We start from the raw sequence: 20,401 nt of genomic DNA on the forward strand, positions 1-20,401 counted from the left end.
CCGAAAGGAATGCGAGATGGATACGGATCTTGTTACCAAAGTGGAACGACGAATTGAGGAAGAAAAGCTTGCAGATGCAGGGGATGTGATCGTCGTCGCGGTTTCAGGGGGACCTGATTCAGTGGCGCTGTTGCATGTCCTTTTTCGTCTTGCAAATACCCACCAGTGGACGATCGTGGTTGCCCATGTGAATCATCAATTCAGGGGCGTGGAATCGGATGCGGAAGCAGATTTCGTTGCGGAGCTTGCGGCAGGGCTGGCCCTTCCTTGTGAAATTGGTGTTATCGATGTTCCTGCTTATATAGAGGAGGCTTCCTTAAATGGGCAAGCGGCAGCGCGCGAGAAAAGATATGAATTTCTCCATGGAGTCGCTGAGCGGTACGGTGCACAACGGATCGCTTTGGCCCATCATGCCGATGACCAAGCTGAAACGATGTTGATGCGAATCTTGCGTGGGACAGGTCCATCGGGGCTAGTTGGCATGCCGGAACGAAGGCGCGAAAAAAAAGTGGAACTGATTCGTCCTTTTTTACGTATATACAAATCAGATATTGTGAATTATTGCGCTCAGCACGAAATTACCTATTGTAAGGACAGCAGCAATGAGCTGCGGAAGTATTTCCGCAATCGGATTCGGCTAGATCTTATGCCAATGCTGAAACAGTATAATGAACAACTTCCAGAGTCACTCAATCGATTGACGGATGTGATGCAAGCTGAGAATGATTATTTGGATGCAGAAACGGATAAGGTTTTTCGCCGAATCGTGACATTTCAGTCGAACATCTGCCGCTTGAATCGGAGTGATTTCGCCGAGCTTCACGTTGCTTTACAAAGGCGTTTGATTAAATTAATATTAAACTGTCTTTGTTTGGAAAGGGAACGGCTGGTATTTACACGAATTGAGCGCGTGCGTGAGTTAATGATTAAAGATCAGATGTCGAATCAAGTCCTCCAAGTGGATGAACAGATTTATATTGTGAGAGAATATGGATCTATTCAATTTCAGACCCTTGCACCAGATCCTAAGCCTTATGCTTATGAGATCCGGTTAGCATCGAATGAGCTGGACCTGCCGGACATGAACGCCAAATTGATCTACTCATGGATGCCTTTAAGCGCGTATGAGACAGCTGCTTCATCACCAGACCATAATGGCGACGTATTTTTGGATGTAGACCAGGTAGAATTGCCGCTTTGTTTGAGAAGCCGCAGATCGGGAGACCGATTGGAACCTCTTGGTTTAAACGGGTCCAAAAAGGTAAAGGATATGTTCATTGATGCCAAAATGCCACTAACTCGGCGTGAGGTCATCCCACTACTGGTCGACGCATCCGGACGAATTCTCTGGATTGCTGGATTTCGTAGGTCCAAACACGCTTTGGTCGGACCAGACACAGAACGTGTGCTTCATATGAAGCTAGTGCTGCAGGAACATACGTAAATTTCGTTCTTCTAGAATGTAAATTTATAAGGATTCATAATATAATCTAGGGGGTTCATCCTTGTACAGCGACATTCAAGAAGTACTTTACAGTGAAGAACAAATTCAAGGCAAGATCAAAGAATTAGGGGAATTGCTTTCCGCTGATTACGAAGGTAAGAATCCATTGGTTATTTGTGTACTGAAGGGCGCTTTTATTTTTATGGCGGATCTTGTAAAGCAAATTAGAGTACCTTTGGAACTTGATTTTATGGCGGTATCCAGCTACGGTCAATCCACGAAATCCTCGGGAGTCGTTAAAATTATCAAAGATCTTGATGTACCCGTGGAAGGGCGTCATATCCTGATCGTGGAAGATATTATCGATAGTGGGTTAACGCTAAGTTATCTGATAGATGTGCTAGAACGTCGCAATGCTAAGACAATCTCGGTTGTTGCGCTGTTTAATAAACCGGCACGCAGAACGGTAGAGCTTGAACCTGATTATGCGGGTTATGTGCTACCCGATGAGTTCGTTGTCGGATATGGTCTGGATTATGCAGAGAAGTATCGTAACCTTCCATTTATCGGCATATTGAAACCAGAGATCTACTCGAGCTAGTGTCATGTTCCGTAGGCGCACTAAGGCACTAAAGTTGTAGCGCTTTACCGGAGTGTGGTAAAATAATAATTGTGTGCCGTTTGAGAGGAGGCTCGTTATGAATCGAATTATCCGGAATACCGGCTTTTATTTGCTTATATTTTTGGTTACCGTGGGGATCGTTCATTTCATCAGTACCCAGAATGAACAGAAGGAGTTAATCACTTACGATAAATTCCGACAAGCAGTTGTAAACAAAAATGTAGAGTCCGTAGTGTTAAAGTTCGATGGGTATACCTATTCGATTAAGGGTAAGTATATTAACCCGCCTAATGGCGCGGATAAGAAGAGCTTTGAAACACATGCTCCTTATGAGCCGTTAGTTGTACAAATGATTGAAGCGAACGGCGTACCTTCGGAAGAGTACGGGCCGATGGAACGCGATAGCGTTTGGATTAGCTTTCTTACGTCCATTATTCCATTCGTCATTATCTTCATTTTGTTCTTCTTCTTATTGAATCAAGCGCAAGGCGGCGGCGGTAAAGTAATGAACTTCGGCAAGAGCCGTGCGCGCCTGTATAATGAGGAGAAGAAACGTGTCACATTTGAAGATGTGGCAGGTGCGGATGAAGAGAAGCAAGAATTAATCGAGGTTGTTGAATTCCTTAAGGATCCTCGTAAATTCGCAGCAGTTGGCGCTAGAATTCCTAAGGGTGTTCTATTGAATGGTCCTCCAGGAACAGGTAAAACGCTACTTGCTCGTGCTGTTGCCGGTGAAGCAGGCGTTCCTTTCTTCAGTATCTCCGGTTCTGACTTTGTTGAGATGTTCGTCGGTGTCGGCGCATCCCGTGTTCGTGACTTGTTCGAGAATGCGAAGAAGAATTCACCTTGTATTATCTTTATCGATGAAATCGATGCGGTTGGTCGCCAACGTGGCGCTGGTTTAGGCGGCGGACATGATGAGCGTGAGCAAACACTCAACCAATTGCTTGTTGAAATGGACGGATTTGGCGCGAACGAAGGTATTATCATCGTAGCAGCAACGAACCGCCCTGATATTCTAGACCCTGCCTTATTGCGTCYAGGCCGTTTCGACCGTCAAATCACGGTAGATCGTCCGGATATCAAAGGCCGTGAAGCTGTATTGAAAGTTCATGCGCGTAACAAACCGCTTGCTAAAGATGTGAAGCTAGATTCACTTTCACGTTATACAACTGGGTTTACGGGTGCTGATCTTGAGAACTTGTTGAATGAAGCAGCTTTGATTGCAGCTCGTCGTAACCGTAAAGATATTTCGATGGCGGAAGTTGAAGAAGCCTTTGATCGTATTATCGTAGGTACACAGAAGAAAAGCCGTATCATCTCTGATGCTGAGAAACGTATCGTAGCGTACCACGAAGCGGGTCATGCGATTATCGGTTATCATGCGGAGAATGCGGACATGGTTCACAAGGTTACGATCGTACCTCGCGGACGCGCTGGCGGATATGTGATGATGCTGCCTAAAGAAGGCGAAGATCGCATGATGCAAACGAAGAACGAGCTGCTGGATAAAGTAACTGGACTCTTGGGTGGTCGTGTTTCCGAAGAATTGTTCATCGGAGAAATTGGCACAGGGGCATACAGCGACTTCCAGAAAGCAACGGGAATCGTTCGTCGCATGATTATGGAATACGGGATGAGCGATAAGCTTGGACCGATGCAGTTCGGCAGCTCCCAAGGTCAAGTATTCTTGGGCCGCGATATCGGACACGAGCAGAATTATAGTGATGCGATTGCTTACGAGATCGATCAAGAAATGCAAAGCTTTATTCGTACGTGCTACGAACGTGCACGCACAATTCTTACGGAGCATGCGGATCAGATCCACCTTGTTGCCAAAACATTGCTAGAGAAAGAAACATTGGATAAAGACGAAATCATCGAACTCTTGGAAAAAGGCAAGCTTAACGCTAGCACGGATGAGGAAGATGTTAAGGTTACAATTCAAGGTCAAAGTCAAGCTAGCGAAAGCAATAAGCTGGAATTTGACAAAGACAAAGAAGTTAAAGAGATTAAGCCGGATCAAACAGAAGAGTAAGTTGCAATGCGAACTCGGAAATCCGTTGTACACGTTCAGTGTGCACGGAATTCCGAGTTTTTTCAATGTATTTGCGCATTGACAGGCGATGTGAGAATGTGTAAATTAGTTGTAAATCTCTAATTTTGTTGCTTTTAGATCATACTACTTTTAGATAGACGATTGAGACGATTCTTACGTCCCAGATAGGGGAGGAAGCACCATGGAAGCCTTAGCATTAGAGCGCAAAGCGGAACAAAACCGCGAGCTCAAAGAACGACTGTTGCAATTGAAGAAAGAACGGAATGCCATTATTCTTGCACATTATTATCAGCGTGACGAAGTTCAAGAGGTAGCGGATTTTCGAGGAGATTCCTTTTTGCTTGCTCAGAAGGCGGCACAAACCGATGCGGATGTCATCGTATTCTGTGGTGTTCATTTCATGGGGGAAAGCGCGAAGATTCTTGCACCCAATAAAACCGTAATTATTCCAGACGAACGGGCTGGTTGCCCGATGGCAGATATGGTGAATGTTGAAGGTCTACGTGCCCTTAAACGCCAGCATCCGAATGCCAAAGTCGTTGCTTATATTAATACTTCGGCTGATGTGAAGTCCGAAACCGATATTTGTTGTACTTCTGCGAATGCGATCAATGTCATCAATTCCGTCGATTCAGATGAGATTATCTGGGTACCGGATAAAAATTTGGGTGACTATGTATCAAAATTCACAAGCAAAAAAGTGATCATCTGGGAAGGCTATTGCAACACGCATGATATGCTGACTGTTAAAGATGTAGAAGAAATGAGAGCGCAATATCCGAATGCACAATTCGTTGTTCATCCTGAGTGTCGTCCAGAAGTAGTGAAGCTTGGGGACTTCGTAGGCAGCACGACGGCGATAATTAAATACTGCAAAGAGTCCGACTGCCAAGAGTTTATCGTAGGGACGGAAGATGGAACCGGTTATCAGTTGCGTCTAGATAGCCCGAATAAGAAATTTCATTTTGCTACGAAGTACTTAGTTTGCCCTAATATGAAAGTGAACAACTTGAAGAAAATCGTGAAGTGTCTTGAGACGATGCAACCAGAGATTTATGTACCGGAAGACGTAGCAGATAAAGCGAGATTGTCCTTAGAGCGCATGTTACAAGTTAAGTAGCATGCGCTACTCTCTTGTACGGTGAATAGGTCCCCTCGTAAAGCAAGGCTAGTATCGATCCGATAGGCGAATTGTGGACGAACTGACGTTGCTTTTCGAGGTATTAATGGTGGAGAACAGGTGAAACGTCATGATTCCTAGATATCTCGTAGATGTTGATTTAGATACTATTCCTCATATACATACGGATGTAATTGTTATTGGCGCAGGCATAGCAGGTTTATTCGCGGCGCTCCGTGCCAGCGAGACTAAGAAAGTGCTCATGATAACGAAGAAATCTCTCTTGGATAGCAACACACGCTATGCGCAAGGCGGGATTGCTGCTGTAATCTCAGATGAAGATTCACCGGAATATCACCGTCAAGATACTGTGATTGCAGGTGCAGGACTCTGTTCGACAGAAGCTGTTGATGTTCTTGTGCATGAAGGGCCAGAAGGCGTTCAAGATTTGATTCGAATGGGAACCCAGTTCGATCTAGAGAACGGGGAATTTGCTTTGACGAAGGAAGGAGCGCATAGTCAGCGTCGAATATTGCACTCCAATGGCGATGCGACTGGCGCGGAAATTGTCAGAGCTCTTTCGGAGCGTACGAAGCAAGATCCGAATATTGAAATCTGGGACGACCACTTTGTGATCGACCTGATTACCCAAGACGGCGAATGTTACGGAGCGCTCGTACAGAAACCAAACGGACAGCGTGTGTTTGTGCGTGGCAATGCCACGATCCTTTGCTCCGGTGGCGCGGGACAGCTGTTCCGTTACACAACCAATCCGGACATCGCTACAGGTGATGGGATTGCGATTGCCCACCGCGCGGGCGCACAAATTCAGGATGTGGAATTTATTCAATTCCACCCAACAGCGCTATGCTACCCAGGGGCACCGCGGTTTCTGATCTCCGAAGCGGTGCGGGGAGAAGGCGCCTATTTGCGCAACATCAAAGGAGAGCGCTTCATGGAGCGCTACCATCCACAATTGGAGCTAGCGCCAAGGGATGTTGTTGCACGTGCCATTGTTGATGAGATGGAGAACTGTAAATCAACTTTTGTCTACATTGACATTACACACGAATCCGAAGAATTGATTAAACATCGTTTTCCGACGATATATGAATATTGCCTGAATTATGGACTTGATATGAGTACCGATTGGATCCCGGTTGCCCCGGCAGCGCATTATATGATGGGTGGCGTAAAAACGGATCTATACGGAGAAACCAAAGTTCGTCGCCTATTCGCATGTGGTGAAGTTTCATCTACAGGCGTACATGGTGCAAACCGTTTAGCGAGCAACTCGTTATCGGAAGCCATTGTATTCGGACGTCGAATTATTGAACGTATCCAAGAGTTGCCTGCCTTACAAGGGGATATCCAGATTCGTTCGGCTTCCGAAGCCCCTCGGACGGAGATCGCGAATCAAGCCGTTGTAGAGAAAAAGTTGAAGCTTCAGAAAGTCATGCTCCGCTACGCAGGTCTCAAACGGTCTGCCAAAGGCTTGCAGAAGGGTTATGAGGAATTGGCGAGACAATTGTCGATCTTTGATTCGTTGATGACCAAACGCGAAGAGTATGAGTTTGCTAATTTGCTTAACGTAGCTCTTTTAACAACAACAGCAGCATTAACCCGTGAGGAAAGTCGCGGCGGTCACTATCGAGAAGATTTCCCGGATCGGGATGACTTGGTATGGAGGAAGCATATCGTTTTCCAACGCGGGGAAGATAGGATTGAGGAGTGGATCTAATATGTTAGAAATAAATATGGAATTAGTTCGGAAGCAAATTCGCCTTTGGCTTGAAGAAGATATTGGCACTGGCGATGTCACGACTCTGACAACAATCCCTTTGGAACAAGTATCCAAAGGGATTATCCACGTCAAAGAAGATGGAATCGTTTGTGGGCTTCGCATCGCACAGGAGGTTTTTGCTGTGATCGATGCTTCACTTCATTTTGAAACAAAAGTGGTCGAAGGATCGTCTGTTAATAAAGGGACCATACTAGCTGAAGTGGAAGGCAATACACGAAGTATCTTATTGGGCGAGCGGTTAAGTCTGAATTTGATGCAACGATTGTCGGGGATCGCCACGAAGACGCATGAATTTGTGGTTGCTTTAGAAGGCTTGCCTACCAGACTGGTTGACACACGCAAAACAACGCCTGGACACAGATTGCTTGAGAAATATGCAGTACGCGTTGGTGGTGGTTATAATCATCGTTTCGGACTCTATGATGCGGTTATGATCAAAGATAATCATATCAAAGGCTCTGGTGGTATTACCCAAGCTATTCAAGCAGCTCGTCAGAACATTCCCCACACGATGAAGATCGAGGTGGAAGTTGAGAATTTCGAGCAGCTTCATGAAGCGCTTCAAGCCCATGCGGATATCATCATGTTGGACAATATGGCTCCAGTTCAAATGAAAGAAGCAGTTTCGATAATTAAAAGCAAAGCGCCGCATATTGTAGTAGAAGGGTCAGGTTCGGTCACCCCGCAAACAATTAAAGCAATGGCAGAAACGGGTGTAGACGTGATTTCTGTTGGACGACTGACGTACTCGGTAGCGGCGCTCGATATTTCATTAGATCTGAATGAGCGGAAGGAGACGGCACTATGATTCTCGTTATCGATGTCGGGAATACCAACATTGTGCTCGGCCTCTACCAAGAACGTACGCTCTTGCATCATTGGCGGGTAAGCACGAATCGGTCGGCTACTGTTGATGAGTACGGCATGCAGCTGCACAGTTTGTTCCAACACTCGGGTATTTCCTTTGCGCAAGTAGAGGGTGTCATTATTTCATCTGTCGTGCCCCCGTTGATGAATGCGATGGAAAACCTCTGCTTACACTACTTGAAAAGGGCGCCGTTTATCGTAGGACCAGGGATCAAAACAGGATTGAATGTACGTGTAGACAATCCGAAGGAAGTTGGCGCAGATCGCATCGTGAATGCGGTAGCGGCGTTGGAGCTATATGGGGCTCCGTGTATTATCGTCGATTTCGGGACAGCTACAACGTACGATTACATTGATTCCTCAGGGCAATTAGTGGGATGCGCCATTGCGCCAGGCATTGGAATCTCCACTGAAGCGTTGTATCAGAAAGCGGCGAAGTTGCCCCGCATTGAGCTGGTTAAGCCCAAAAGTGTTGTGGGTCGGAATACCGTTGCTGCGATGCAGGCGGGAATTATTTATGGGTATGTTGGCCAGGTTGATGGGATCGTCGGACGTGTCATTCAAGAGTTTAATGTAAATCCAACAGTTATCGCGACGGGTGGTTTGGCAGAGCTTATTTCCAGTGAGTCTCGGACGATTCAAGTCGTCAACCCATTGCTTACTTTACAAGGTTTGCAAATGATTTATGAGAAAAATGTTTAAGTTGTTTAAGGAAGGACACAGACATGACTGATTATTTAATTCGAGGAACAGCGTTAGATGGACGAGTGCGTGCGTTCGCTGTTCAGACGACTCTTCTAACGGAAGAGCTAAGTCGAAGGCATCAAACGACACCAACAGCGACAGCTGCCTTAGGAAGAACAGCCGCGGCGGCGCTTCTTATAGCTGCAATGCTCAAKGGAGAGGAACATCTCATTGTGCAAGTCAAAGGCGATGGACCGATCGGGCAAATCGTGGTTGATGCGAATGCGAAGGGTGAAGTGCGTGGATACGTAGATAATCCTTTGGTAGACCCGCCGCTCAAAGAGAACGGCAAATTAGATGTTGCTGCTGCCGTGGGCACAGACGGTTTTTTATACATAACGAAAGATCTAGGCATGAAAGAGCCTTATAAAGGAAGCGTTCCTTTAATTTCAGGCGAATTGGCAGAGGATTTCACGTATTATTTTGCTAAGTCGGAACAAACACCTTCGGCAGTTGCACTTGGCGTTTTGGTGAATACGGACCATACGATCCTTGCTTCTGGGGGATTTGTGATTCAGTTGCTTCCTGGTTTAACGAATAGTGAAATTGATGAGATTGAAGCCATGTTGGGCCAAATCCCGACATTCACGAACATGTTAGGCGGAGGATTGAATTTAGAAGAAATTTTACAAACCGTACTCCCCTCTTTCCGTAAACTTGACGAGATGGACGTCATGTTCCGCTGCAAATGCAGTCGGGAGAAAGTGGAGTCTACACTGATTTCGCTGGGCAAAAAAGAACTTCAAGAAATGCTGGAAGAAGAGGGAGTTGCCGAAGTCGTTTGTCATTTCTGTAATGAAGCTTACCGGTATGAAGGGGAAGATTTACAACGGATGATTGATAGGCAATCATGGTAATCTGCTTGATTTAGCTAGTGAATACAGATGCAAGCAGCAATATGGAAGTAAAAGAGGGAAATAGGATGCGCAATGTAAAGCGATTGTGGGGAGTCATCATCGCGATGGCGATATGTATTCTCGTGCTCGCCTCCTTGCTGATCAGTCATGCCATCAACCAATCAGAGCCAAGACAATCACCGGAGCCAGAACAGCAGGGTGAGAAGAAGCATACACGAGTTATCGCCAAAATTGGAAATCGTGAAATTACCATGGATGAGCTCGAATTAGCGCTAACACGCCATTATGGCCCAGAGCAGCTAAGTCAAATGCTGGATCGTGAAGTAATTCGCTTAGAGGGAAATGAGTCGGGGATTCAGGTAGAGAGTGCGGAAATCAATCGTGAGCTGAAAAGGATGCAGCAAGGGTACGAAAGTGAACAGCAATTTTATGACTCCATGCAAAGTCAATTGGGGATGTCTGAGCAGGAAATCCAAGAGGATGTATCGAATAAGTTGTTACTTGAGAAGCTAGCAACGGCATCCATTCACATCACTGATACTCAGGTTGATACATACATAAAGACCCATGCAGATGAGTTTAAACAAGAAACAGAATACAACATTGGGCAGATCATTGTATCCACGAAGGAACAAGCGACGAAAGTCATTGCGGAACTAGCCAAAGGCGGGAACTTTGGGATTCTTGCCAGAGATCGATCCATTGATGATGCCACCAATAACACGGGTGGTGATTTGGGTTGGATTGAAGGGGATGATCCTTTTGTGGAGGCTCCGATCCTAGAGGCAGCGAAACTGTTGAAGGTTGGCGAAGTTAGTAAGCCCATCCCTGTTTTACAAGGATTTGCCGTCGTATTACTTAAGAGTAGGCGGGACAAAAAGAATCCGGATCTGGTGTTCATTCGGGAGAGTGTACGCAGGGAGCTTGCGTTGCAACAAGCACCTCCATTGAAAGAGTTTGTCGCGCAGCTACGGGGTAAATGGCAGGTAAGTGTGTTGGATCCAACACTCCGATAAGGGATTGTGAGAAATGGGTTGACAACCTGTAAGTGCATTGTTAAGATTAATATAATTAATACCGACTAATTAACTCGGAAATCATGCAAACTTAATCTGGAGGGGAAATATTATGGCAAGATTAGTACAGAGCATTACGGATTTGATTGGAGATACACCACTAGTTCGTTTGAACCGTGTTGTTCCAGAAGGCAGTGCAGAGGTTTATGTGAAACTAGAGTACCAAAATCCAGGTGCTAGTGTAAAAGACCGTATTGCCATCTCCATGATCGAAGTTGCCGAGCAAGAAGGCAAATTGAAACCAGGTGACACAATTGTAGAACCAACGAGTGGTAACACTGGAATCGGGATTGCCATGGTGGCAGCAGCTAAAGGATATAAAGCTATCCTAGTTATGCCAGAAACAATGTCATTGGAGCGACGTAACCTGCTTCGCGCTTACGGTGCACAGCTCGTTCTAACTCCTGGAGCAGAAGGCATGAAGGGTGCAATTAAACGTGCGGAAGAACTTCAAGCAGAGAATCCTACCTACTTCATTCCACAACAATTTAAGAACCAAGCGAATGTGAAGGTTCACCGTGAAACGACAGGACCTGAAATCGTGGAAGCGATCAACGCACATGATGGGAAACTGGATGCTTTCATTTCCGGTATCGGTACAGGTGGTACAATCACAGGTGCAGGTGGCGTTTTGAAAGAAAACTTCCCGAACATCAAAATTTACGCAATTGAACCTGCGGCATCCCCAGTTCTTTCCGGCGGTAAGCCAGGTCCTCATAAAATTCAAGGTATCGGCGCAGGTTTTGTTCCAGATATTTTGAACACGAATGTGTACGATGAAATTATTGCTGTTGAGAACGAAGATGCGTTCGAAACTTCACGCCGTGTTGCCAAAGAAGAAGGTATTCTTGGCGGAATCTCCTCCGGTGCAGCGATTTTCGCAGCATTGAAGGTTGCTAAAGAGTTAGGCGCTGGCAAACGTGTCGTTGCTGTCGTTCCAAGTAACGGTGAGCGTTACCTTTCCACGCCTTTGTACCAATTCGAAGAGCAATAAGGTCCAAACACATGCAAAGAGATCGAGCCTTCAGCTATTACAGCTGGGGCTTTTTTTCTTTATAGGGTTGGAGTATACTAATGGACAACGAATTAACGGATTTTAAGGAGCACAAGTATGATTTTAACTACAGTGGAACAATGGCAGGAGTGGTCTTCTAGCTACAACATGCTGCCGTATGTAATCAAATTAGGCTTAGCCGATGATCGGATTGCCTCGTGGGAAGACGCATGGAAAGAAGCTTCGCCCGATTCCTTCGTGCTTGAAAGTGGAAAAGGCGGACGTTATACGCACTTTGGGCTGCATCCCTTTTCGACTGTGCGGGGTACAGGCTTGGAAGCAGAAATCAAAGGTCACACGGCCTCAACGGTATCACATCTGAAGGGGAAGCCGCTCGACATCGTCAAGCAGTGGATGTCATCTTATCGTAGTCCGAAAGTCCAAGGTGCGCCCAAATTTGTCGGTGGCTGCGTAGGCTATTGGAGCTACGATGTGATTCGCACCATTGAGAAACTGCCAGAACAAGCACAAGATGATCTGCCGATCCCTGATTACTGCTTTGCCATGTATGATCAGGTGTGGACGTTGGATCACACGGAGAAGAGCCTGTATATCGCTGTGCACATGCCATGCACAACAACCACAGACCTCAGCGAGCTCTACGCGCAGGCGCACGCTAGCGCCGAAGCCATGCTCGTTCGCTGGCACGCGATCCGCGCTGGCAACTGGTCGGGCACACCGCTGAGCGGTGCCGACCAACCCGCGATGGCGCGCGAGCTGCTGGACATCGACGTCGAAAGCATCGCAGGCATCCAGCCTGCCTTCGACAAAGCCGCGTTCATGGCTGCGGTGGAGCGCATCCAAGCCTACATCTCCCAAGGTGACGTGTTCCAAGTCAACTTGTCGGTTAGACAGAGTCGGCAGCTGCGCACGACGCCGGAGGAGATTTACGAGGCGCTGCGCGTCGTAAATCCTTCGCCCTACATGGGCTTGCTGCGATTCGCAGGCTTCGCCCTTGTTTCCGGCTCGCCGGAGCTGCTCGTACAGCTCGAGGACGGCGTCCTGCGGACGCGTCCGATCGCTGGCACGCGCCCGCGCGGCAAGGACGAACAGGATGACCTGCGCCTAGCCGGCGAGCTCATCCACAACGACAAAGAGCGTGCCGAGCACGTCATGCTGGTCGATCTCGAGCGCAACGACATGGGCCGCATCTCGCGATATGGTTCCGTCCATGTGAAAGACTTCATGGTCATCGAATACTACTCCCATGTGATGCACATCGTCTCCGAAGTTGTCAGCGAATTGGCAGAGGGGAAGGACGCCTATGATGTCATTGCGGCAACCTTTCCGGGTGGTACCATTACAGGCGCACCGAAGATTCGCTGCATGGAAATCATTGAAGAACTAGAGCCAGTACGTCGTGGTCCTTACACAGGTTCGATGGGATGGATTGACTATAATGGCAATATGGAATTTAATATTATTATACGCACGTTAGTAGCGGTTGACGGGATGGGGCATATTCAAGCAGGAGCGGGGATCGTTATAGATTCCATTCCAGAGCGTGAATACATCGAATCCTTGAACAAAGCCAAAGCGATGTGGAAAGCAATTGAGTATAGCGAGCGGAGCATGAGCCGAGCTTAAGCCCGAGTGGGCTGAGACGAAAGGGGAGCTTAGAATGATTTTAGTGATTGATAATTATGATTCGTTTACGTACAACCTTGTTCAGTATTTGGGAGAGATTGGCGAGGAAGTCATCGTTCGTCGTAATGACGAAATTGATTTGGCAGGGGTCGAGGCGTTGGCGCCGGACCATATCTTAATATCTCCAGGTCCTTGCACGCCGAATGAAGCTGGAATTAGCTTATCACTGATTGACCATTTTAAAGGGATCATCCCGATTTTCGGCGTTTGCCTCGGACATCAATCCATTGGCCAAGCTTTTGGCGGCGATGTGATTCGCGCAGAGCGCTTGATGCACGGTAAAACATCTGAGATTTTCCACGACGGTAAAACCTTATTCGAAGGACTTCCGTCACCTTTCATCGCGACACGTTATCATTCTTTGATTGTCAAAAGAGAAACATTGCCCGATTGCCTAGAAATCAGCGCACAAACAGCTGAAGGTGAAATCATGGCTTTGCGTCATAAAGAGTATCCGATTGAAGGGGTGCAATTCCACCCAGAATCGATCATCACCCAGCATGGACATCAAATGCTGCGTAATTTTCTTCGCCGCACAGCGAAGTCAGGGGTTTAACTAACGTATGATCATCTCCATCAATGGTATCTTAACCGAAGAAACACAAGCCGTGGTCTCAGTATACGATCACGGTTTTCTTTACGGGATCGGTTTGTTCGAGACATTTCGAACCTACAACCGCAAACCGTTCCTGCTAGCTGAACATATTCGTCGTTTAACGGACGGGTGTCAGGAGCTGGGCATCGTTTACGAGCCTAACTTAGAGAAGCTGACAAGCCTCATCGAAGAGTTGCTCCAAGCTAATCATCTCGAAGAAGCATATATTCGCTATACCGTCTCTGCCGGCGTCGAGGCATTAGGTCTTCCTTCCGGCGACTATGCGAAGCCATCAGAAATCATCTACATCAAGCCATTGCCTCCTAGGGATGAAAAAACCTACCTTCATGGCAAAGCGCTGCAACTACTCAAGCTGCCTCGCAATACACCGGAAGGCATGTATCGGTTTAAGTCCTTTCATTATATGAACAACATTTTGGCTCGAAGAGAACTAGGGCAATACGCATGGGCTACAGGGGCGGAGGGGCTTATGCTTTCGGAAGATGGCTATGTGGCGGAAGGGATTGTCAGCAATCTCTTTTTCGTCAAAAATGATACCCTCTACACCCCATCGCTCGATACGGGTATCTTGCCGGGCATTACAAGAGCGCATGTGCTCGATCTCGCACAGCAGCTTCAACTTCCTACACAGGACGGTTTGTACCGTTGGGAAGATCTCGTAGAAGCAGAAGAAGTGATTCTCGTGAATTCAATTCAAGAAATCGTTCCTGTCACCACTTTGTATACTCCGAGTGGACAAGCCTACACTGTAGGAACTGGATTTCCGGGTACTACAACTCGCCAACTTATTCAACGCTACGCAATGTCACAGTAACGAACAGGAAGTGAATCCTTAAATGAATGTGTTATCCTGTAGAGGACACGAACTGCCCATCGGTGATCGTACGATCATTATGGGCATATTAAACGTAACGCCAGATTCCTTTTCGGATGGCGGCAGCTACCGACAAGTTGAAGATGCGGTTCGCAAAGCCCATCAAATGGTTGCGGAAGGCGCAGACATCATCGACATTGGTGGAGAATCCACACGGCCAGGTGCAGCGATTGTTACGCCTGACGAGGAACTGCAACGTGTAATTCCTGTTGTTGAGGCGATTCGCCGTGAAATCAGCATCGCTATTTCAATTGATACCTACAAAGCGGAGGTAGCCAGACAAGCGCTAGAGGCAGGAGCCCACATCATCAATGATGTTTGGGGCGGTCAAGCGGATGCCGACATGGCAGCCGTGGTTGCGCAATACGATTGTCCATTTATCATCACTCATAATCGGAGAAGCTCGGAATATGTCGAATTTCTCCCAGAAGTGATCGGAGATCTACGTCAATATACAGAACAGGCGATTCATGCGGGCGTTAAGCCAGAGCATATCATTCTTGATCCCGGCATTGGATTTGCGAAATCCTACGAGCAAAATCTCTATCTAATGAACAACCTGCGTCCGATCGTGGATATGGGATATCCAGTTCTTTTAGGCACATCGCGCAAAAGCGTCATCGGACTCACCCTAGGGCTGCCTCCCGAGGAGCGGCTCGATGGAACGGCAGCAACTGTCGTACTTGGCATTGCACAAGGGTGCGGAATCGTTAGAGTCCACGATATTCAAGCCATCAAACGGTTAGCCGTTATGACGGATGCCATGTTGCGCAGTAAACTTTAAGTTATCTATATCGTTATTTCAACCCTGGAGGCCTCCCCTATGGACAAAATCATCCTTACCCGCATGCAATTTTTTGGTAATCACGGTGTGTTTCCTGAAGAAAACACGTTGGGCCAACGCTTCTACGTCGATGTAGAGCTGATGCTCCCTTTAGATAAAGCTGGAAAGACCGATGACTTGACGGAAACGGTTCATTATGGCGAAGCTTTTTTCCTGATCAAAGAGATCGTGGAAGGGCGTACGTACAAATTAATCGAGGCATTAGCAGAAAATATTGCATCCGAGCTCCTGCATACTTATACTAGTATCAATGAAGTGACGGTTCGGGTCATTAAGCCGCATCCGCCCTTCGCCGTTATTTTTGACGGTGTTACCATAGAGATTAACCGAAAGCGGGCATTGGAATGACAGCCGAAGATCGAGAACGCACGATTGCTTACGTCGCATTAGGCTCCAATATTGATAAGCGTGAACATTATTTGCAGGGTGCTATCGCAGCGCTGAATGAGGAATCGGGGATAACGGTGACGGGGCAGTCCAGCATCTATGAAACCGAGCCTGTGGGCTATGTGGATCAATCTGCTTTTCTAAATATGGTTATTCAAATTGATACGGACTTATCGCCTGAAGCGTTATTAGTTACCTTGCTAGCCATTGAGAAGCGTTTGGGTCGGACACGTGACTTACGTTGGGGACCCCGAACAATTGATTTGGATTTGCTCTTGTATGGTGACCACCAGCTTACAACCCCCGACTTGATCATTCCGCATCCGCGGATGCATGAGCGGGCTTTTGTATTAGTGCCCCTCTCTGAGGTTCTCTACGCGCGGCAGGACGCTCTATTTGAATCTATCTCTGCACACTTGGAGAAACTGGAAGGAAAGGAAGGCGTCATCCTATGGAAAAAAGCTCAATAGCACAGCGCATACGCGCTTTTCGTAAGTTAAAAGGCTATACGCAGAGTGAGTTGGCCGATTTGTTAGGCGTATCGATTGCCATTCTAGGGGCGATTGAACGTGGAACACGCAAGCCAGACAATAAAATGATTCATAATATCTCGCAAGTTCTTAATATTGAACCCGAGGAATTAGTAGCAGTAGTTGTGAAATGAGAGGAGTGGAATCTTCGGTGCTGAAAATAGGAAATGTCGAAGCTCCCAATAGAGTTGTATTAGCCCCAATGGCGGGCGTTTGTAATCCAGCGTTTCGATTAATCGCCAAAGAGTTTGGTACAGGCTTAGTTTGCGCGGAAATGGTTAGTGATAAAGCGATCGTTCACGGTAATGCGCGTTCGATGGAAATGTTATATGTCGATGATCGTGAAAAGCCATTGAGTCTTCAGATTTTTGGCGGCGACACGGAGACGTTAGTTCAAGCGGCTAGAATTGTTGACCAACATACGAATGCCGATATTATTGATATCAACATGGGGTGCCCTGTTCCCAAAATCACGAAATGTGATGCGGGCGCTAGATGGTTGCTCCAACCAGATAAGATCGAAGCTATGATCGCGACAGTCGTTGCCGCTGTAAGTAAACCTGTTACGGTGAAGATGCGTATTGGTTGGGATTCGGAACATATTTATGCTGTCGAAAATGCGAAAGCTGTCGAAAGAGGCGGCGGCAGTGCCGTTAGTGTTCATGGGCGTACGCGCGAGCAGTTGTACACGGGCAAAGCTGATTGGGATATCATCCGTGAGGTGAAGCAAGCTCTTTCGATTCCGGTTATCGGTAACGGTGATGTCGTCACACCGGAGGATGCCAAGCGCATGCTGGATCAAACGGGTGTAGATGGTGTAATGATTGGACGTGGTGCGCTAGGCAACCCGTGGATGTTGTATCGTACCGTGCAATACCTGGCTAATGGTGAACTACCGCCGGAACCGTCGGCAGAAGAGAAAATCCGCATCGCGATTTTGCATATGGATCGATTAATTGCCCTCAAGGGTGAACATGTTGCCGTGAAGGAAATGCGCAAACACATGGCTTGGTACCTCAAAGGTATGACAGGAGCAGCCCGTGTGAAAGATATCATCATGGAGACAGAGAAGCGGGATGAAATGGTTCGTACATTGGACGCATATGTTGAACATCTTGCAACGAGTTCCGTGTCTGGGACAGCCGAAGAATCAGCTGTGCTGCATTAAAAAGAAGCAGTGATGGTTGACATTGACATTTTGAAACCGTTGCAATATAATCAGTCAATATTAATGTGTTCCTGCATATATTGAAAGACTAACGAGTAAGCAACTTATTATGAAACGTGAATTCATACTACTTGAATCAGCTCTATAAAGACCTAACTCCTAGCAGGAAGCATCGATTCAACGATATGAAAATCTTTCACATGACGGGAGATCAGTTGGCAATGGCTGAAAAAGAGGTCATTCTTACACCAGTAGGGCTACGGAAATTAGAGGATGAGCTTGAGCATCTGAAATCCGTGAAACGCCGTGAAGTTGCGGAAAGAATTAAGGTCGCCATCGGTTATGGCGATATTAGTGAGAACTCCGAGTACGAAGATGCGAAGAATGAGCAAGCCTTTATTGAAGGAAGAATCATTACTTTAGAAAAAATGCTGCGCAATGCGCGGATTATTAATAACGATGATGTCGATATTAACACGGTTAGTGTTGGATCGATTGTTACGCTGAAAGACTTGGAATATGGTGACTTGGTAGAATACAACATTGTAGGTTCGGCTGAATCCGATCCGTTGCAGAATAAGATTTCGAATGAAAGCCCTGTGGGTAGAGCTATTCTAGGCAAGCAAAAGGGCACCAACGTTGATGTTGTAGTACCTGCTGGCGTCATTCAGTATCAAATTATTGATATTAAAAAGTAGCGTGCAGCCGCAAGCCTTTTGGAAAGCTTCCGTCAGGAAGCTTTTTTCCGTTCACAGCCCTAAACTAATTCGTAGGAGATGAAAAGCATGAGTCAGGAACTGGAATTAAATGAATTGCTCGTTATTAGGCGCAACAAATTGGACGAGCTTCGCGGTCTTGGTGTCGATCCTTTCGGCGGCAAGTTTGTAAGGACGCATACAGCAGGGGATATTCTTTCGGCTTATCAAGAGATGAGCAAAGAGGATATAGATGAAGCGAACGTTGAGGTTCGTATTGCAGGGCGTATTATGCAGAAGAGAAGTATGGGTAAAGCTAGCTTCGCACATCTGCAAGACATCACAGGGAAAATTCAAATCTACGTGCGTGAAGATGCGCTGGAGGCGAATATTTATAAAGCTTTTGATATTCTCGATCTAGGCGATATGGTAGGGGTGGAAGGTGTTGTTTTCAAAACGAAAACAGGTGAAACCTCTATTAAAGTGAAATCACTTGAAGTATTGACGAAATCTTTGCTTCCGTTGCCGGATAAATTCCATGGCCTTAGTGATGTTGAGTTGCGCTATCGTCAACGTTACGTGGATCTGATTATGAACCAAGATGTTCAGAAGACGTTTATTCTTCGTTCCAAAATCATTCAATCCATGCGCCGTTATTTAGATTCCTTGGGCTATTTGGAAGTGGAGACACCAACACTGCATTCTATCGCGGGTGGCGCTTCTGCACGTCCTTTTAACACGCACCACAATGCGTTGGATATGCAGCTTCATATGCGTATTGCTATTGAGCTTCATTTGAAGCGTCTTATTGTTGGCGGACTGGAGAAAGTGTACGAAATCGGCCGCGTATACCGCAATGAGGGGATCTCTACGCGTCATAACCCAGAGTTTACGATGATTGAGTTGTACGAGGCTTATGCGGACTACAAAGATATCATGAAGTTGACAGAAGAGCTTGTTGCTCATATCGCGCAAGAGGTTCTTGGTCAGACGACGATTCCTTATGGAGAGCATGAGGTTGATTTAGCTGTAGGTTGGAGACGTGTCTCTATGGTTGATGCGATCAAAGAAGTCACGGGCGTAGACTTTAGCGTTCATATGACGAACGAGCAAGCGCATGGTTTGGCCAAAGAGCACAAGGTGTCTGTTGAGCCGCATATGACATTTGGTCACATTGTGAACCAATTCTTCGAGACGTTTGTAGAAGAGACGTTGATTCAACCTACGTTCATCTATGGGCATCCATTAGAGATTTCTCCGCTTGCCAAAAAGAACCCCGAGGATCCGCGCTTTACGGATCGCTTTGAGCTCTTTATCGTGGCGCGCGAGCATGCGAATGCTTTTACAGAGCTTAATGATCCAATCGATCAAAGAGAACGTTTTGAGGCGCAGCTGCGCGAAAAAGATCTGGGCAATGATGAAGCGCATGAAATGGATGAAGATTTCATCCGTGCACTTGAGTATGGTATGCCGCCAACGGGTGGCTTAGGTATAGGAATTGACCGTTTGGTCATGCTATTGACGAATGCACCATCGATCCGTGATGTCTTATTATTCCCGTTGATGCGTGAACGCCAAGGTGAGTAATTTGTTTGTTTAGAGGCGCCATTCGGTGCCTCTAATTTTTTTGAAATTAGGACTTGCAAAGTGTATGCGGTCTGTGGTATCTTATAAAAGTTGCCGCTGAGGACAAAACGAGAAACACAAGAAACACAACAAAAAACAACTCGAAATTAAGAGTTGCAAATAAAAACTCAGTGTGGTATATTGGTCTTCCGGCTTTCGAAAGAGAGCGGGTTGGACAAGAGTGATTGATCTTTGAAAACTGAACAACGAGTGAGTAAGCACAGTCGAGTAATCGACTATAAAAGAGATTGCAAAATCTCGCTAGCTTCAAATGAGCAAGTCATCTTTCTACTATGGAGAGTTTGATCCTGGCTCAGGACGAACGCTGGCGGCGTGCCTAATACATGCAAGTCGAGCGGGTTTATCC

20 protein-coding genes and 1 rRNA gene are annotated in these 20,401 nt (G+C 46.6%); all 21 read left to right on the forward strand.

Annotated features, from left to right (window positions below):
• The first annotated feature begins 16 nt into the window (after positions 1-16).
• Entirely contained in the window at positions 17-1,444 is a 1,428-nt protein-coding gene (gene tilS, locus AC1DLM_RS22595; RefSeq protein ID WP_477571254.1) for a tRNA lysidine(34) synthetase TilS, read from the forward strand.
• A 61-nt stretch (positions 1,445-1,505) separates the two neighbouring features.
• Positions 1,506-2,045, forward strand: a complete 540-nt coding sequence (hpt, locus tag AC1DLM_RS22600; RefSeq protein WP_441991528.1) for a hypoxanthine phosphoribosyltransferase — start codon at positions 1,506-1,508, stop codon at positions 2,043-2,045.
• Positions 2,046-2,142: 97 nt separating this feature from the next.
• Positions 2,143-4,104, forward strand: a complete 1,962-nt coding sequence (gene ftsH / locus AC1DLM_RS22605) for an ATP-dependent zinc metalloprotease FtsH (RefSeq protein ID WP_477571255.1) — start codon at positions 2,143-2,145, stop codon at positions 4,102-4,104.
• 202 nt (positions 4,105-4,306) lie between these two features.
• Entirely contained in the window at positions 4,307-5,245 is a 939-nt protein-coding gene (nadA, locus tag AC1DLM_RS22610) for a quinolinate synthase NadA (protein WP_056617922.1), read from the forward strand.
• A gap of 130 nt (positions 5,246-5,375) precedes the next feature.
• On the forward strand, positions 5,376-6,986 hold the full coding sequence (nadB, locus tag AC1DLM_RS22615) for an L-aspartate oxidase (RefSeq protein WP_441991530.1): 1,611 nt from the start codon (positions 5,376-5,378) through the stop codon (positions 6,984-6,986).
• 1 nt (position 6,987) lies between these two features.
• A complete protein-coding gene (gene nadC, locus AC1DLM_RS22620; RefSeq protein WP_441991531.1) occupies positions 6,988-7,857 on the forward strand; it encodes a carboxylating nicotinate-nucleotide diphosphorylase in 870 nt (289 codons plus the stop codon).
• Entirely contained in the window at positions 7,854-8,618 is a 765-nt protein-coding gene (locus AC1DLM_RS22625; protein ID WP_056617913.1) for a type III pantothenate kinase, read from the forward strand. The genes nadC and AC1DLM_RS22625 overlap by 4 nt, the downstream gene beginning before the upstream one ends.
• A gap of 23 nt (positions 8,619-8,641) precedes the next feature.
• Positions 8,642-9,517, forward strand: a complete 876-nt coding sequence (gene hslO, locus AC1DLM_RS22630) for an Hsp33 family molecular chaperone HslO (RefSeq protein ID WP_477571256.1) — start codon at positions 8,642-8,644, stop codon at positions 9,515-9,517.
• 65 nt (positions 9,518-9,582) lie between these two features.
• Positions 9,583-10,533, forward strand: a complete 951-nt coding sequence (locus AC1DLM_RS22635) for a peptidyl-prolyl cis-trans isomerase (protein ID WP_441991533.1) — start codon at positions 9,583-9,585, stop codon at positions 10,531-10,533.
• 112 nt (positions 10,534-10,645) lie between these two features.
• The gene (gene cysK / locus AC1DLM_RS22640) at positions 10,646-11,587 is read left to right on the forward strand and encodes a cysteine synthase A (RefSeq protein ID WP_171629503.1); all 942 of its coding nucleotides are present in this window, start codon (positions 10,646-10,648) and stop codon (positions 11,585-11,587) included.
• 117 nt (positions 11,588-11,704) lie between these two features.
• On the forward strand, positions 11,705-13,234 hold the full coding sequence (locus AC1DLM_RS22645) for an anthranilate synthase component I family protein (protein WP_441991534.1): 1,530 nt from the start codon (positions 11,705-11,707) through the stop codon (positions 13,232-13,234).
• A gap of 34 nt (positions 13,235-13,268) precedes the next feature.
• Complete coding sequence (pabA, locus tag AC1DLM_RS22650) at positions 13,269-13,850, forward strand: aminodeoxychorismate/anthranilate synthase component II (protein WP_441991535.1); 582 nt, start codon at positions 13,269-13,271, stop codon at positions 13,848-13,850.
• 7 nt (positions 13,851-13,857) lie between these two features.
• A complete protein-coding gene (gene pabC, locus AC1DLM_RS22655) occupies positions 13,858-14,724 on the forward strand; it encodes an aminodeoxychorismate lyase (protein ID WP_441991536.1) in 867 nt (288 codons plus the stop codon).
• A 22-nt stretch (positions 14,725-14,746) separates the two neighbouring features.
• Positions 14,747-15,568: a dihydropteroate synthase gene (folP, locus tag AC1DLM_RS22660; protein WP_441991537.1), complete on the forward strand. Its 822-nt coding sequence runs from the start codon at positions 14,747-14,749 to the stop codon at positions 15,566-15,568.
• A gap of 39 nt (positions 15,569-15,607) precedes the next feature.
• A complete protein-coding gene (folB, locus tag AC1DLM_RS22665) occupies positions 15,608-15,976 on the forward strand; it encodes a dihydroneopterin aldolase (protein ID WP_236292809.1) in 369 nt (122 codons plus the stop codon).
• Complete coding sequence (folK, locus tag AC1DLM_RS22670; protein WP_441991538.1) at positions 15,973-16,485, forward strand: 2-amino-4-hydroxy-6-hydroxymethyldihydropteridine diphosphokinase; 513 nt, start codon at positions 15,973-15,975, stop codon at positions 16,483-16,485. The genes folB and folK overlap by 4 nt, the downstream gene beginning before the upstream one ends.
• Entirely contained in the window at positions 16,467-16,679 is a 213-nt protein-coding gene (locus tag AC1DLM_RS22675) for a helix-turn-helix domain-containing protein (protein ID WP_056617884.1), read from the forward strand. The genes folK and AC1DLM_RS22675 overlap by 19 nt, the downstream gene beginning before the upstream one ends.
• A gap of 17 nt (positions 16,680-16,696) precedes the next feature.
• Positions 16,697-17,713 carry a tRNA dihydrouridine synthase DusB gene (gene dusB, locus AC1DLM_RS22680; protein WP_441991539.1) on the forward strand — a complete coding sequence of 339 codons (1,017 nt, stop codon included), beginning with the start codon at positions 16,697-16,699 and terminating at the stop codon, positions 17,711-17,713.
• A gap of 221 nt (positions 17,714-17,934) precedes the next feature.
• Positions 17,935-18,411: a transcription elongation factor GreA gene (gene greA / locus AC1DLM_RS22685; RefSeq protein ID WP_056617876.1), complete on the forward strand. Its 477-nt coding sequence runs from the start codon at positions 17,935-17,937 to the stop codon at positions 18,409-18,411.
• 87 nt (positions 18,412-18,498) lie between these two features.
• Complete coding sequence (lysS, locus tag AC1DLM_RS22690; RefSeq protein ID WP_441991540.1) at positions 18,499-19,995, forward strand: lysine--tRNA ligase; 1,497 nt, start codon at positions 18,499-18,501, stop codon at positions 19,993-19,995.
• Positions 19,996-20,324: 329 nt separating this feature from the next.
• Positions 20,325-20,401 (forward strand): 16S ribosomal RNA (locus AC1DLM_RS22695); the annotation flags it as partial.

This window comes from Paenibacillus sp. 01T442 (genome assembly GCF_056398345.1).